Here is a 17479-nt window from a genome sequence, read left to right on the forward strand (position 1 = left end):
TCCTCTGCGGTTCGTTAAAAAAATCTCACGAATCAAATGGAAATGCTATATACTCTCACTTCTTTTTCAAGCACTAAGCTTTTATAGGTGATTAATTATGAATAATATTTCTCAAAGAATTGCTGCTTTATCTCCGGAACAACGGGCGCTACTAGAACTACGACTTAAACAAAAGGGTTTGAGTCCTGTTAAAACTCAAGGAATTTCTCAACGTAAAGATTCCAACTCGTTGCCTTTATCTTTTCATCAACGACGGCTGTGGGTTCTTCATCAGCTAGAGCCAGATAGCCCTATTTACAACGTCCCCATCGCTATACGATTGACAGGATTTTTGAATGTAAAAGCACTAAAAAAAAGTCTAAATAAAATTCGACAACGGCACGAAGTTCTGCAAACCCGTTTTATGGCGGTGGGGGGACAACCCGTGCAGGAAAAATTTTCAGATTTGGTGTTAAATCTGACCGTAATTGATTTGCGGGATTTGCCTGAAAACGAACGGCAGCAGTTATTAGAAGATGCGAAAAAAGAGGAAGCGCAACGTCCTTTTGACCTATCCCAGGAACCACTGCTGCGAGTGAAGCTGTTGCAGCTAAGTGAGACAGAACACCTGATGCTGTTCACGATGCACCACATCGTTTCTGATGGTTGGTCTCGTGGTGTGATTATTCAAGAATTGGCAGCATTGTATGAAGCTTTTTGTCAAGGCAAGCCCTCACCTTTGCCTGAGCTTCCGATTCAGTATGCCGACTTTGCTGCATGGCAACAACAGCAACTTATGGGAGAAGTTCTAGAAACTCAGCTTAACTACTGGAAGCAGCAATTAGCGGGTGCTTCCCCAATTTTGGAACTGCCTACAGATAGACCGCGACCAACTGCTAATAGTTTTAGGGGTGCGAGGCAATTTTTCACCATTTCTCAACCGCTTGCCTTATCGCTGAGGGCGTTGAGTCAGCAGTCAGAAAGCACGCTGTTTATGACGCTATTAGCGGCTTTTAACACGCTGCTTTACCGCTATACGGGGCAGGAAGACATCTTGATTGGCACTCCCATGACCAATCGTACTCAAAAGGAAACCGAGCCTCTGATTGGGTTCTTTGTCAACACGCTGGTTTTACGCACGCTGCTGTCTGAAAACATCAGTTTTCGAGAATTGCTGGCGAGGGTGCGCGAAGTGGCGCTACAAGCCTATGCTCACCAGGATCTGCCCTTTGAAAAGCTGGTGGAGGAACTACAGCCAAGCCGCGATCGCAGTTATACACCCCTGTTCCAGGTGATGTTTGCCCTCCACACTGCCCCTAAAACAGCGTTGCAGTTACCAGGTCTGAGTTTGAGCCTTTTGGAGGTGGAAACTGGCACCGCCAAGTTTGATTTGACGCTAGAGATAACGGATACCGAGCAAGGACTAACAGGATCGTTGGAGTACAACACTGACTTGTTTGATGAAGCCACAATTACTCGGATGCTGGGGCATTTTCAAACGCTGCTGGAAAGCATTGTGGCGAATCCCGATTGCCGTTTGTCGGACTTGCCGTTATTGACCGAGGCAGAAAGATATCAGTTGCTGGTGGAGTGGAATCAGACTCAGACTGATTACCCCGCTGATAGCTGCTTTCATCAGTTGTTTGAACAGCAGGTCGAGAAAACACCAGATGCGATCGCGCTAACCGCACGCTCCGCGAACGCGCTCACATTTGAAGAGCAACATCTCACCTACAAACAATTAAATGAACGTGCGAACCAACTGGCGAATTATCTGCAAAAACAGGGGATAACAACCGAATCTCTGGTTGGCATCTGTGTAGAACGCTCTTTGGAGATCATGGTCGGACTCATCGGCATTCTCAAGGCAGGGGGAGCTTATGTGCCGTTAGACCCCTCCTATCCCCAAGAGCGCCTATCTTTCATGCTGTCTGACGCTCAGATGCCCGTGTTGTTAACTCAACAGCATTTAATCGAAAAGCTACCTCACCACACCGCTAAAGTTATTTGTTTAGATGCAGAGTGGGATTGCATTGCTCAAGAAAGTATAGCCAGTCCAGCCAGAGAAGTTAACGCCGATAACCTCGCTTACGTCATCTATACTTCCGGTTCCACGGGTAAGCCAAAAGGAACCTTGATTCCCCATCGGGGATTGGTGAACTACTTAAGTTGGTGTTCGCAAGCTTACGCCATCGAAGCTGGGAAAGGCGCTCCAGTTCACTCTTCCCTGAGCTTCGATATGACGATTACCGGATTATTTTCACCTTTATTAGTGGGGAATCGGGTAATCTTGCTTTCTGAAGCGCAGGGTATCGAAGCTCTGAGTATTGCGCTGCGTCAAGGTGGTGACTTTAGTTTAATTAAAATCACCCCGGCTCAGTTGGATTTGCTGCGTCATCAGTTAGCACCAGAAGAAGTGGCGGGTCGAACCAAAGCCTTTATTATTGGCGGCGAAAATCTTTTAGCTCAAAGCACTGCATTTTGGCAAAAATTTGCTCCGGATACTGTGTTGGTAAATGAATATGGCCCGACAGAAACGGTTGTTGGTTGCTGTATTTATCAAGTTCCTTTAGGCAAGCATCAATCTGGCTCGATTCCCATTGGTCGTCCAATTGCCAATACGCAACTTTATATTTTGGATCGGCATCTGCAACCTGTCCCGATTGGCGTAATTGGTGAGCTACATATCGGCGGTGCGGGAGTGGCGCGAGGGTATTTAAATCGTCCCGAATTGACAGCCGCAAAGTTTATTCCGAATCCGTTTCGCGATGAACCAAATGCACGGATGTATAAAACCGGGGATTTGGCGCGTTACCGAGCTGATGGCACGATTGAGTATCTGGGAAGATGCGATCGCCAAATCAAGCTCAGAGGCTTTCGGATTGAACTAGAAGAAATTGAATCGGTGTTAGCACAGCACCCACAAATTCGAGACATGGTGGTGCTAATTCGGGAAGATGAGGGAAATTCTAAATTGGTGGCTTATGTTGTTCCTAAGTCAGCAGCAGTTCCCACAGTTAGCGAATTGCGCTCTTACTTACAACAGAAACTGCCAGAGTATTCGATCCCATCTGCCTTTGTGACTTTGGAGTCTTTACCGCTAACTCCCAACGGCAAGGTAGATCGTCAAGGATTGCCATCTCCGGGGGTAGCTAGACCCAACTTAGACGATGCGTTTGTGGCACCTAGAACGCCCGCAGAGCAGGTGCTGGCGGAAGTTTGGCGCGAAGTTCTCAAGCTGGAGCAAGTTGGCATCCACGACAACTTCTTTGCTTTGGGTGGTGATTCGATTCGGAGTATACAAGTGCGATCGCTTGTGCAAAATCGCGGCTTAAACTTCTCTCTCCAACAACTCTTTCAATATCAGACAATTTCTGAACTCGCACCACATCTAGAAGCGAATGAAATTGAAAAGACTGCTTCCGTTGCACCTTTTAGCCTCATTTCGGAAGCAGATCGTCAAAAATTACCCAATGAAATAGAGGACGCCTATCCCTTCACCAAGTTGCAAGCGGGAATGCTGTTCCATAGCGAATACAGCCCAGAAACAGCAGTTTATCACGACATTATCAGCTTCCAAGTGCAAGCAACTTTTGACGTGGAAGCACTGCAAACAGCGATTCACCCTTTAATCAGTCGTCATGCAGTGTTACGCACCTGCTTCGACTTAACTAGCTTCAAGGAACCCCTGCAACTTGTTCATCACACAGTTAAAATTCCTCTGCAAGTAGAAGATTGGCGTCATCTTTCTGACACGGAACAAGCAGACGCACTCACGAATTGGTTTGAAATTGAAAAAAGCCGAAATTTTGATTGGACTCGTCCTCCTCTGCTGAAATTTCAGGTAAATCGCCGTACTGACGCAACATTTCAACTTACCCTCAGCTTCCACCATGCTATTCTCGACGGCTGGAGTGTAGCTTCTTTATTCTCCGAGTTGTTTCAACAGTATTCTGCGTTGCTGGAAGGGGAAGAAACGCTGGAAGTTTTGCCATCACCCGTTAGTCATTTCCGAGACTTTGTATCTTTAGAACGGGAAGCGATCGCTTCCGAGGAATGTCGCAACTTTTGGAGCGAAAAGTTAAAAGACAGTACCATTACAAAACTGCCTCGCTGGTTTCCTAGCGGTGAAGAAACGCATCAAAAGAAACCTTGCGTGCCGGAAATTTTCCTTTCTTATGAGACTTCAGCAAATTTAAAGCAACTCGCTGAATCCGCAGGCGTTCCCCTAAAAAGTGTTCTACTTGCAGCACATCTAAGAGTATTAAGTTTGTTGAGCGGTCAATCAGCAATTTTAACTGGCTTAGTCTCCAATGGAAGACTAGAAAAAAAGGATGGGGAAAAGGTTTTAGGACTTTTCTTGAACACACTACCATTTTGCCAAGAATTGCCAGGAGGAACCTGGATAGACTTGGTAAAAGAAACTTTTGCCTCTGAGCGGGAATTGCTACCTTTCCGACGCTATCCCCTGCCAGAGTTGCAGAAAGAGCTAAGTAGAGAATCGCTTTTTGAAACAGCTTTTAACTTTACGCATTTTCACGTTTATGAAAGTGTTTTAGGGTTGGAAAATATTGAGATATTAGACGCGGCCTTCTTTGAAGAGACAAACTTTGCTTTAATTGCTAATTTTGTTTTGAATCCAGTAAGCGATCGCGTTCAAGTCAAGCTGGAATATCAAGCATCATTTCCTCTACAAGAAAGAGAGGCGATTAGGGGATATTACGCTAAGACTCTTGAAGTCATGGCAAGCCAACCTTCGGCACGTTATGAGTTCTCCACTCTGCTTTCTGAGCAAGAACAACATCAGTTACTCGTAGCATGGAACGACACTCAGGTTGACTACCCTAAAGATGCCTGTTTTCATCAACTATTTGCCGCTCAAGTAGAGAAAACACCAGATAATATTGCTGTTGTTTTTGAAAGCAAACAATTAACTTATCAAGAATTAAATCAACAAGCCAACCAAGTAGCGCATTGCTTGCAAAAGCTAGGCGTAGAACCAGAAGTTTTGGTTGGTATTTGTATGGAACGCTCCCTAGAAATGGTGGTGGGACTACTTGGCATTCTCAAAGCGGGTGGAGCTTATGTTCCTCTCGACCCTTCTTATCCTCCAGAGCGCCTAGCTTTCATGCTGTCAGATTCTCAAGTAACCGTACTATTAACTCAACAGCATTTAGTTGAAAATATTCCCAAACACAATGCTCAAGTTTTATGCCTCGATGCAGATTGGGAAAGCATTGCCCAAGAGAGCTTAGAAAATCCTTCTAGCAGTGTAAATGCGGGAAATTTAGCTTACGTTATTTACACCTCTGGTTCCACAGGAACTCCCAAAGGAGCAATGAATACCCATCGCGGTATCTGCAATCGCTTACTGTGGATGCAAGATACTTATCAACTAACACAAACTGACCGAGTTTTACAGAAAACTCCCTTCAGCTTTGATGTTTCTGTATGGGAATTCTTTTGGCCTTTGATAACGGGTTCTCGTCTGGTTGTCGCTAAACCAAGAGGGCATCAAGATAGCGCTTATTTAGTGGAGCTGATTGCTGTTGAGCAAATCACTACCATTCATTTTGTGCCACCAATGCTTCAGGTTTTTTTAGAAGAATTGGAAGTGCAAAAATGTCAATGTCTCAAACGAGTGATTTGCAGTGGTGAGACTTTATCTTCCGAACTTCAGCAACGCTTTTTTGCCCGGTTGGATGCCGAATTACACAATCTTTATGGCCCAACGGAAGCAGCCATTGATGTTACTTATTGGGCTTGTCAACGGCAAAGCGAACTCCCTGTCGTTCCGATTGGTCGCGCGATCGCCAATACTCAACTTTATATCCTCGATAGGCACCTGCAACCTGTCCCAGTCGGTGTGGCTGGGGAACTCCACATTGGCGGCGTTGGCTTAGCGCGAGGCTATCTCAATCGTCCTGATTTGACACAACAGAAGTTTATTCCTAATCCGTTTAAAAACCTAACGATTCAGCCCCCTTCCTTAGCAGGGGACTCTTTGGGGGAGAGTCGCTTATACAAAACTGGAGATTTGGCGCGTTATCTACCTGATGGCAACATTGAGTTTCTCGGAAGGATTGACAATCAGGTAAAACTGCGGGGTTTCCGCATCGAACTGGGAGACATTGAAGCAGCGCTAATGCAGCACCCAACTATTCGAGAAACAGTAGTTTTGTTGCGGGAGGATAACCCTGGTGACAAGCGTTTAGTCGCTTACATTGTGCCGAAAGAACAAGCACCCAGTATTCACGATCTACAGGACTTTTTGAAGCAGAAACTGCCGAGTTATATGGTGCCATCTGCATTTATGTTTTTAGAGGCGTTACCTTTAACTGCAAATGGCAAAATCGAGCGTCGAGCATTACCTGCACCGGAAAATCTATCTTTATCAAAAGTTGCTTATATAGCTCCCCGGAATCCAGTTGAAGAAAAACTAGCGCAACTTTGGACTGAAGTTCTCGACCTTGAGCGGGTAGGTATTCACGACAACTTCTTTGAGTTAGGTGGTAACTCTTTAGTAGCAACCCAACTGATTTCTAAGGTGCGCCGCACATTTCAAGTAGAAATTCCTTTGCGAAATCTATTTGAGTTGCCAACAATTGCTGGACTTGCTGAAAGCATTGCCCAAACTAAAGAGAGTAACGCTGATGCTCAGGAAGCGGCGATTCAGCCAATTTTCAGAACGGCTCGACGCGGTTCCCATAATCAATCAAAAAAGGGAGAGTAAACGATGACATTGCATTCTTCCTGGGACGCTACAACAGACATTCAAGAAGACGATATTTTCGTTCTTCCAACTTCTTTTGCACAATCGAGATTGTGGTTTCTGGATCAATTTGAACCAGGCAGTCCTTTCTACAACATTCCTGCCGCTGTCCGCCTTACAGGGAAGCTGAACATTGCTGCTTTAGAGCAAAGTCTCAAGGAAATGGTGCAACGCCATGAAGCTTTGCGGACGACGTTTGCGGTTGAAGATGGTCAGCCAGTGCAAGTTATCCGAGCCAGCTTAACTCTAAACTTGCCGATTGTAGATTTAACAGCGCTACCCATAACTGAGCGAGAAGCTGAGATTTTTGCAAGAGCAAATGCGGAAATCCAACAACCTTTTGACTTAACGCAAGTTCCTCTGTGGCGAGTCACGCTGCTACGAATAGATGAAGCAGATCATGTGTTGCTCCTGACCATGCACCATATCATCTCTGATGGTTGGTCTTTGGGCGTGTTTTTACGAGAAATGGCAGCACTTTACGAAGCCTTTTCTAATAGCAACCCCTTCCCACTTCCGGAACTTCCGATTCAGTATGCAGACTTTGCTGTTTGGCAGCGCGACTGGCTTCAGGGGAAAGTTTTGGAAACTCAGCTTAATTACTGGAAACAACAATTGAGCGGTTCTTTGCCAGTGCTGCAACTGCCAAGCGATCGCCCTCGACCTGCTATTCAGTCTTACACGGGGAAAAAGCAATTTTTTGTCCTATCCAAAACCTTGACAGCAGCGCTCAAATCTCTAAGTCAGCAAACGGGTGTGACTTTATTTATGACAATGCTGGCGGCGTTCAAGACGCTAGCACACCGTTACACAAACCAAGATGACCTGATTGTGGGGAGCGCGATCGCTAATCGCAATCGAGAGGAAGTTGAGGGACTAATTGGGTTGTTTGTCAATACCTTGGTGCTGCGAACCGATCTCAGTGGCAATCCCACTTTCCGAGAGTTGCTGAATCGCGTTCGGGAAGTAACGTTAGGTGCTTATGCTCACCAGGATTTGCCCTTTGAAAAGCTAGTAGAAGAACTCCAACCAGAACGGGATTTGAGCCAAAATCCTCTATTTCAGGTGTGGTTTGCCTTGAACAACGCTCCCATGCCAGCGATGCAACTGGCGTCGGGACTAACTTTGAGTCCCTTGGAAGTGGATAGCGGGACGGCACAGTTCGATTTGAGCCTGGATATGGTCGAACGGGGAGAAGAATTGATTGGCTCGTTTGAGTACAATACTGACCTGTTTGACGCGACCACGATTACTCGCATGGTGGGGCATTTCCAAACCTTGCTGGAAGGTATTGTTGCTGATTGCGATCGCCCCCTATCACATTTGCCATTACTGACAGAAACCGAACAGCATCAGTTGCTAGTTGACTGGAATGACACCCAAGCGAATTACCCTCAAAATCACTGTATTCATCAGCTATTTGAAGCGCAGGTAGAGAAGACACCAGATGCTGTTGCTGTTGTATTTGAGAACCAACAACTAATTTATGCAGAACTCAATGCCAAGGCGAATCAACTAGCGCATCACTTGCAAAAACTAGGGGTAAAACCAGAAGTTTTAGTAGGCATCTGTGTAGAACGCTCTCTAGAGATGATTGTCGGAATTTTAGGCATTCTCAAAGCGGGTGGAGCTTATGTACCGCTAGACCCTGCCTATCCACCAGAGCGCTTGGCTTTCATGTTGTCAGATACCCAAGTGCCTGTGCTTTTGACTCAACATCTGCTGTTAAAGAGTCTGCCTCAACACAAAGCAAAAGTTGTGTGTCTCGATGCAGACTGGGAGGTAATTTCACAAAATAGTACCAAGAATCCACTTACCAAAGTGACTGCCGAGAACCTGGCATATATCATCTATACCTCCGGTTCTACTGGCAAAGCGAAAGGAGTGATGATTCAGCATAGCAGCCTGGTTAGTATCTATCTAGCTTGGGAAGAAACTTATCAACTTCGCGCTGCACAAAGTTGTCACCTTCAGATGGCGAATTTCTCCTTCGATGTATTTACAGGAGACTTCGTTCGCGCCTTATGTTCTGGTGGAAAGTTAGTTTTGTGTCCCCGTGAATTCCTACTAGAGCCGCCAAAGCTTTATGAGTTGATGCTCCAGGAAAAAATTAACTGTGCGGAATTTGTTCCGGCTGTTTTGAGGAGCTTAGTTCAATATGTAGAGGAGAACAACAAACGTCTCGATTTTATGCGGCTGCTAGTTTGTGGTTCTGATAGTTGGTATGTACGAGAGTATGAAATAATCCGCCAATTTTGTGGAAGTCAGACGCGACTGATTAACTCTTTTGGCTTGACAGAAGCCACGATTGATAGTTCTTATTTTGAAGGGACGTCTAATTTATCGGGTGAGCAGTTAGTACCAATTGGGCGTCCCTTTACCAACACTCAACTTTACATCTTAGACTCCCATTTACAGCCACTACCTGTCGGCGTTCCTGGAGAATTGTATGTTGGGGGTGCTGGCTTGGCGCGGGGTTATCTCAACCGTCCTGAGTTGACACAAGAGAAGTTTATTTTTAATCCTTTTAGAGTAAGAAACTCATCCCCTAGCCCCCTCTCCGCAAGCAGAGTGGGGGGAAAAGAAATTTGTAATGAGCCAGAGTCCCGTCTCTATAAAACTGGAGATTTAGCGCGGTTTCTGCCGGATGGGAATATTGAGTTTATTGGCAGAATTGACTATCAAGTAAAAATTCGCGGCTACCGGATTGAGCTAGGAGAAATTGAGGGGGTGTTAAGTCAACATCCTGCGGTGCGTGAGGCTGTGGTTTTAGCTGGCGAGAATGAACCAGGAAACCAACGCTTGATTGCTTATATAGTGAGCAATATTAATAATGTTGAATTAGGACAAACGCACGGCTGTGCGTCCCTACAAGATTCAGAATTAATTAAAGAATTGCGTAGTTTTTTGAAGGAAAAGCTACCGCATTATATGGTGCCATCGGCTTTTGTGGTGTTGGAGACTTTACCACTAACACCTAATGGCAAATTAGATAGGCGATCGCTTCCAGTTCCCGATCCCACTCGTTCCCAAGTCGAAGCAGCTTATACGGTACCTCAAACCATCACCGAGGAAGTTCTCGCAAGAGTTTGGTCGCAGGTTCTGGGAGTTGATAAAATTGGCATTCACGATAACTTTTTCGAGTTAGGTGGAGATTCGATCTTGAGTCTTCAGATAATCTCTAAAGCGCGTGATGTTGGGCTACAACTAACACCAAAACAGATTTTTCAATATCAAACAATCGCAGAGTTAGCGGCGGTAGCAGGGACGACGCAGACGACAATTGAAGCGGAACAAGGCATCGTAACTGGAACGGTATTTTTAACACCCATTCAACAATGGTTTTTTGAGCTAAATCTACTCGATGCTCACCACTGGAACCAGGCAGTTTTGCTAGAAACCAGGCAAAAATTGAATGTTACTTGGTTAGAGAAGTCAGTACAGGCATTACTGAGACATCACGATGCACTTCGATTGCGCTTTGTTAAGGATGCATCCGGTTGGCAACAGTTTCACGCTGATGTTGATGAAGTAATACCACTCATCAAACTTGATTTTTCTAACCTGTCAGCAACTCAGCAAAAACAAGCGATTGAAGATACGGCTAATGAACTTCAAGCTAGCTTAAATTTATCTGAAGGGTCGCTGATTCGAGTAGCTTTATTTGAGCTTGGCGACAATCAGCCGAACCGTTTACTAATTGTCATTCATCACTTAGCGGTTGATGGTGTTTCCTGGCGAGTTTTACTTGAAGATTTACAGACAAGTTACGAACAAATCAGTCAAGGCAAATCAATTCAGTTTCCGCCTAAAACAACTTCGTTTAAACAGTGGTCTGAACAACTACGAGAATATGCAAATTCAGCCGCATTAAAGCAAGAACTAAATTATTGGCTAACAGAATTGCAAAAACCGATTTCTTGCTTACCCATAGATGCTAACGGAATAGATGCTAACGGAATAGATGCTAACGGAATCAATACAATGGATACGGCTCAAACTGTATCCGTTAGCTTGAGTCAAGAAGAAACTCAAGCTCTATTACAAGAGGTTCCCAAGGTTTATAACACCCAAATAAACGATGTGTTACTAACCGCTTTGGGACAAGCTTTTTCACAATGGACGGGGATGGATTCGGTTCTCGTGGATCTGGAAGGACACGGACGAGAGACGTTCTCAGAATCAATCGATTTATCCCGCACTGTAGGCTGGTTTACTTCAGTCTTTCCTGTGCTGCTGAATGTAGGTAAAAATTGCAAACCCGGAGAAGCTTTAAAAGCAGTTAAAGAACAACTCCGCCGGATTCCCAATCGTGGCTTTGGCTATGGTGTGTTGCGCTACCTCAGCAGCGAAGAAGTCGCCTTGGCACTAAAAGCATTGCCTCAAGCGGAGGTAACTTTCAACTATCTTGGTCAATTCGACCAAAGTTTACCGCCATCCTCGCTATTTAAAATCGCCTCTGAATCTACTGGAAACCTTTACAGCCCACGGGGAAGCCGAGCCTATCTATTAGAAATTAATGGATTAGTTGCAGTCGGTCAACTGCGCCTGGAATGGAGTTTTAGCGAATCGGTACATCGCCGGGAAACAGTGCAGCGACTGGCAGAGGGATATATAGAGGCGTTGCGATCGCTTATTACCCACTGTCAATCTCCAGAAGCAGGTGGCTACACTCCCTCAGACTTTATCGCCGCCAAAGCTAGTACCAGCGACTTCGATAAGTTGCTTGCCCAAATTAGTCAATCTACCAAAGGCAGCCGCCATGAAAGTTGAAAATCTAGAAGACATTTACGAACTTTCACCGATGCAGCAGGGGTTGCTGTTTCATACGCTGTACGCCCCGGAATCGGGAATGTATTTCGAGCAGTATAGCTGGACGGTGCAAGGAGATTTTAATGCCTTGGCGTTTAAGCAAGCTTGGCAAAGCGTAATCGACAGACATCCGATTTTGCGGACTGCCTTCTTTTGGCAAGATTTGGAAAAGCCCTATCAAGTGGTGTACCGCCAAGCTGAACTAATTTGGCAGGAACAAGATTGGCGGCATTCGCAGGAGTTGCAAGCAGAACGCTTAGAAATGTTTTTGCAGGCAGATCGCGATCGCGATTTCGACCTTTCCCAAGCCCCCTTGATGCGTCTCGCCTTGATTCGGTTGGCAAATGATACCTATCAAGTGGTTTGGAGCCATCACCACATCCTTTTAGATGGTTGGTCGGGTCCCCTGGTATTTCAGGAAGTTTACGCCTTTTATCAAGCCTTCTGCCAAGGTCAAGAATTACACCTAGAACGCCCCCGTCCCTTCCGGGAATACATTACCTGGCTACAGCAGCAAGATTTGTCGAAAGCGGAAGCATTCTGGAGAAAGACACTGCAAGGCTTTACCGCACCGACTCTTCTAGGACTAGACCGGATGCACAATCAGGCGAGTCTAGAAAACAACGAGAACGAGCAGCAAATGAAGCTATCGCAGGCTGTCAGCGCTGCTCTGGAAGCCTTAGCACGTCAGCATCGCTTAACGATTAACACCTTAGTGCAAGGAGCCTGGGCGATTCTGCTGAGTCGCTACAGTGGCGAACAGGATGTAATTTTTGGGGCGATTTCTTCTGGGCGTCCAACCGATTTAGTGGGGGTGGAATCGATTGTCGGGATGTTTGTCAACACCTTGCCAATGCGGGTATATGTCAATCCCGAAGCCGAACTTTTGCCCTGGTTAAATCGTTTTCAGGCTCAACAAGCAGAAATGCGTCAGTACGAGTATAGCCCTCTCGTCAAAATTCAGGGATGGAGTGAAATTCCTGCCAACGTATCTTTCTTTGAGAGCATTGTCACCTTAGAAAACTATCCCGTCGAGCCTGAGCAATGGGAAGAGAATCGGAACCTGAAGATAGACAATTTGCGGATTTTTGAGAAGACAAACTATCCCCTAACCATCATGGCAGGAACGGGAGCGAAATTGTCGATCAGGATTTTATGCGACGATCGCCGTTTTGATGCCGCCACAATTACTCGGATGCTGGGGCATTTCCAAACATTGTTGGAAAGTATTGCAGCTAATCCTAATCAGCGTCTTGGCGACTTACCAATTTTGACCGCCGCAGAACGGTATCAGTTGTTGTTGGACTGGAACAATATTCAGGCGCAGGATAATGTAGAGACACGATTAATCGCATCTCTACAATCGATTCATCAGTTATTTGAACAACAGGTACAAAAGACACCTGATGCGGTTGCGGTAATTTTTGATAATCAACAGCTAACTTATACCGAACTCAATAGTCGAGCGAATCAATTAGCGCATTACCTGCAAAAACTCGGCGTGAAACCAGAAGTTTTGGTTGGCGTCTGCATGGAACGCTCTTTGGAAATGGTGATTGGACTTTTGGGGATTCTCAAAGCAGGTGGTGCTTATGTACCGCTAGATCCCAAGTATCCCCAAGAACGCTTAGCGTTCATGTTAGAGGATACGCAAGCATCGGTATTGTTGACGCAACAGCAACTGATTGAGAGTCTTCCTAAACACAATGCGAAGGTTGTTTCTCTAGACTCTGACTGGGACATGATTGCTCAGTCAAACCCGGAAAATCCTGCCACTCAAGTAAGCGCAGATAACCTCGCCTACATCATTTATACTTCTGGTTCTACTGGCAAACCGAAAGGGGTTGCGATCGCACATTACAACACTGTGGCGCTAATTGATTGGGCGAAAACAGTGTTTACACCAGCGGATATGGCAGGGGTTTTGGCTTCTACTTCTATCTGCTTCGACTTGTCAGTTTTTGAATTGTTTGTGCCCTTAAGCTGTGGTGGTACGGTCATTCTGGCTGAAAACGCCTTGTATTTGCCGACTTTACCAGTGGCGGATCGGGTGACGTTAATCAATACTGTGCCCAGTGCGATCGCTTCCTTACTCCGAGATAACGCCATCCCCGCTTCAGTCCGCACCATTAATCTCGCAGGCGAACCCCTGCCAAATAATCTGGTGCAGCAACTCTATCAGCTAAACCACATCCAGCAGGTATTTAATCTCTACGGGCCTTCGGAAGATACCACCTATTCAACATACGCCTTAATCGAACGCGGTAGCCAGTCAAATCCGCCGATTGGTCGCCCGATTGCCAATACACAAACCTATGTATTAGATAACTCTCTACAACCTGTCCCCATTGGCGTTGCTGGCGAACTCTATCTTGGCGGTGCAGGACTGGCGCGAGGTTATCTCAATCGTCCAGAACTGACAGCCGAAAAGTTTATTGTCAACCCGTTTAATCAAAACCTAACCCCCCTGCCCCCTTCCCTACGAGGGAAGGGGGAGCCTGACGCCCCTCTCCTACTAGGGGAGGAGTTGGGGGAGAGGTTCCGCCTCTATAAAACAGGAGATTTAGTTCGTTATCTTCCTGACGGCAACCTAGAGTTTTTAGGTCGAATTGACCATCAAGTGAAAATTCGCGGCTTCCGCATCGAATTAGGGGAAATTGAGGCTGTATTGGCTAAACATCCAGCCATTGAGCAAACCGTTGTCTTAGCTCAAGAGGACGACCTGAATACTCACCGCCTCGTTGCTTATTTGACAACAAAACAACTTCCTCAAGATTCAGATAAATTGCCAGAAACACAATGGCATTCTGAGCAGGTATCGGAATGGAAAACAGTCTTTGAAAAGACTTATCACCAAAATTCCAATATTCAGGAAGATACTTTGAATATTAGTGGTTGGAATAGTAGCTATACAGGCTTACCAATTCCCGCCGAAGAAATGCGGATTTTGGTTGACAGCACTGTTGAGCAAATTCTCGCCTTAAAACCCTCTCGCATTCTTGAAATTGGTTGTGGTTCTGGTCTACTTTTGTTCCCCATTGCGCCTCATTGTTCCCATTACTTGGGCACCGACTTCTCTCAATCTGCACTTGACTATATTCAGCAGCAATTAACAACGCAAAACCTGCCCCAAGTAACGCTAGATAGACGACTGGCAGATAACTTTGAGGGAATAGAAGCGGGTGCCTTCGACGTGGTGATTATTAACTCCGTGATTCAGTATTTCCCCAGCACTGACTATCTGTTGCGCGTCTTGGAAGGCGCTGTAAATGCTGTGAAACCAGGTGGTTCTATCTTCATTGGGGATGTGCGTAGTTTGCCGCTATTAGAAGCTTTCCATACTTCTGTACAACTGCATCAAGCTCCCTCTAACCTTTCTATAACTGAATTACGGCAGCGCATCCAAAAACGCTTACAACAAGAGCAGGAACTAATTATCGATCCGGAATTTTTCAGGGCACTGAAGCATGAATTTTCCAAAATTAGTCACGTCCAAATTCAACCCAAACCAGGTAAATACCAGAATGAATTGACCAAGTTTCGCTACGATGTGATTCTTCGAGTCAGTGCTGAAGTCGATTGTTTGCAAGATTTCCCTTGGCTAAATTGGCAGAAGCAAAATCCGACTCTTGGTATTCGTCAGTTACTGGAAGAAACCAACCCAGAGATTTTGGGAATCACGGGAATTCCTAATGCGCGTCTGCTATCTGAGATGAAAACTTTAGAATTGCTAGCTGAAAATGATGGAGGAGAAACTGTTGCCGATTTGCGAAAATCACTGCAAGAAAGCAATACAGAAGATGGGATTGAATCTGAAGAGATTCTAGCTCTAGGTCAAGACTTATCTTACTGCATTCAGCTTAATTATTCTGGCGATCATTACGATGCAGTAGTTGTGCATAAAACCTTGGCATCTCCAGCGAAATTACCAGCATTCTTGGAAACAAGTGTCAAAGTAAAACCTTGGAGAAACTATGCGAATAATCCGCTGCAAGGAAAAGTAACTCGTGAATTGGTTCCTCAATTGCGCGATTATTTGCAGGAGAAGCTGCCGGAATATATGGTGCCTTCTAACTTTATCCTGCTGGAAGAATTTCCTCTAACTCCGAATGGTAAAATCGATAGGCGATCGCTTATTACTCTCAGCCAATTCCGCCCAGAACTAGAAAAAACCTTTGTTGCGCCACGTACACCAATTGAACAAGCAGTTGCCAATATTTATGCCCAAATTCTAAATCTGCAGCCGGTAGGTTCCTCTGATAACTTCTTTGAATTAGGCGGTCACTCGCTACTCGCTACGCAAGTAACTTCCCGGTTGCGAGAAACATTCCAAGTCGAATTACCGCTACGGACTTTATTTGAGTCACCAACTGTTGCGGAATTAGCTGAAGTAATTTCCTCAGCTCAGCAAGCAAAACAAATAGATTCTAGTTCTATTGCGCCTATTTCCCGCAATCAGCCACTACCGCTATCTTTTGCTCAACAACGGCTGTGGTTTCTCGATAACCTGGAACCCGGTTCGCCTGACTATAATATTCCTGCACCAGTTCGCCTGGTAGGACAATTAGATGTTGCGGCGCTAGAGCAAAGCTTTAACGAAATTGTGCGGCGACACGAAATATTACGCACCCGTTTTGTGATGGAAGGGCAACCGATTCAAGAAATTGCTCCTGCTATGAAAGTGACATTTCCTATTATCGACTTGCAAGCTTTTCCAGAGGCGGATCGAGAAGTAAAAATTCAACGATTAATTGCCCAAGAAGCATTACAACCCTTCGATTTAACTCAAGCACCGCTGTTTCGGATTCAACTGCTGCAACTCGGTGAGGAAGAACATATTTTAGTTTTAGTTCTGCACCATATCATCTTCGATTTGTGGTCAATTGGAGTGATGTTGCAAGAAGTGACTGAACTCTACAAAGCTTTTACGACTGGGGAAATTTCTTTGCTGCCTGAATTACCGATTCAATACGCCGATTTTGCGGTTTGGCAGCGGCAATATCTCCAAGGAGAGGTGCTGGAAAAACATTTAAGTTATTGGAAACAGCAATTAAGCGGTAATTTACCATTAGAATTACCGAGCGATCGCTCTAGATCCGCCGTTCAGTCAAATCGAGGTGCTATCCATTATTTGGCTTTCCCCAAAGATTTGAGCGATGCAATTCAAGCTTTCAGTCAGAGGGAAGGAGCTACCTTATTTATGACGCTTTCGGCGGCGTTTAAAACCTTGCTCTATGCCTACACGGGACAGCAAGATATCCTCATCGGCTCGCCGATTGCTAATCGCGATCGCGTTGAACTAGAATCACTAATTGGCTTCTTTGTCAATACTTTAGTTCTCCGCACTGATTTATCTGGAAATCCCAGCTTTCGAGAATTATTAGCGCGGGTGCGCGAAGTCACTTTAGGCGCTTATGTTCACCAAGATTTGCCGTTTGAAAAGCTAGTAGAAGCGTTACAGCCCAATCGCAAACAAAGTGAATTTCCCTTATTTAAAGTCTGGTTTGCGCTGGAAAATGCCCCCATCCCAAATGTGAAACTGCCGAAATTAACGCTTAGTCCAGTTGACTTTTACAGCGGTATCGCGCGATACGACTTAAGGCTGGGTTTAACGGAGACACCCACAGGATTGAAAGGCTCATTCGAGTACAAAGCCGAGTTATTTGATGCTGCAACGATTGCTCGAATCGTCGGAAATTTAGAAGCTATTCTGCGACAAGCCGTGGCCCAACCAAACATTCGATTAGAACAACTTGCAAGTGCGATCGCGCAAGCTGAACAACAACAGCAAATCGCCCAAGAAAAAGAACTAGCACAGACAAGTCTGCAAAAGTTAAAGCGAGTCAAACGCAAGGCAATGCACGGATAGAAACGCGCGGAAATCAATTTCCGAGCTAATAGCAGAAGTCCATTAAA

3 protein-coding genes are annotated in these 17479 nt (G+C 45.4%); all 3 read left to right on the forward strand.

What is annotated here, in order from left to right:
* Nucleotides 1-97 precede the first annotated feature (97 nt).
* Genes NDA06_RS13970 through NDA06_RS13980 form a run of 3 tightly spaced genes read left to right on the forward strand, consistent with a single transcriptional unit; the run spans nt 98 to nt 17432 of the window.
* Nucleotides 98-6712, forward strand: a complete 6615-nt coding sequence (locus tag NDA06_RS13970) for a non-ribosomal peptide synthetase (RefSeq protein ID WP_190986428.1) — start codon at nt 98-100, stop codon at nt 6710-6712.
* 3 nt (nt 6713-6715) lie between these two features.
* Nucleotides 6716-11524, forward strand: coding sequence for a non-ribosomal peptide synthetase (locus tag NDA06_RS13975; RefSeq protein WP_190986429.1), 4809 nt, complete (start codon nt 6716-6718; stop codon nt 11522-11524).
* Nucleotides 11514-17432 carry a non-ribosomal peptide synthetase gene (locus NDA06_RS13980; RefSeq protein WP_190986430.1) on the forward strand — a complete coding sequence of 1973 codons (5919 nt, stop codon included), beginning with the start codon at nt 11514-11516 and terminating at the stop codon, nt 17430-17432. The genes NDA06_RS13975 and NDA06_RS13980 overlap by 11 nt, the downstream gene beginning before the upstream one ends.
* The last annotated feature ends 47 nt before the right edge of the window (nt 17433-17479 follow it).

Source organism: Trichocoleus sp. ST-U1 (genome assembly GCF_039961835.1).
In the GTDB taxonomy this organism is placed as follows: domain Bacteria; phylum Cyanobacteriota; class Cyanobacteriia; order Cyanobacteriales; family FACHB-T130; genus FACHB-T130.

What these genes read in the sequence shown, in the direction of transcription:
- NDA06_RS13980 (WP_190986430.1), top strand. Translation starts at nt 11,514, where the DNA reads ATGAAAGTTGAAAATCTAGAAGACATTTACGAACTTTCACCGATGCAG.
- NDA06_RS13970 (WP_190986428.1), top strand. Translation starts at nt 98, where the DNA reads ATGAATAATATTTCTCAAAGAATTGCTGCTTTATCTCCGGAACAACGG.
- NDA06_RS13975 (WP_190986429.1), top strand. Translation starts at nt 6,716, where the DNA reads ATGACATTGCATTCTTCCTGGGACGCTACAACAGACATTCAAGAAGAC.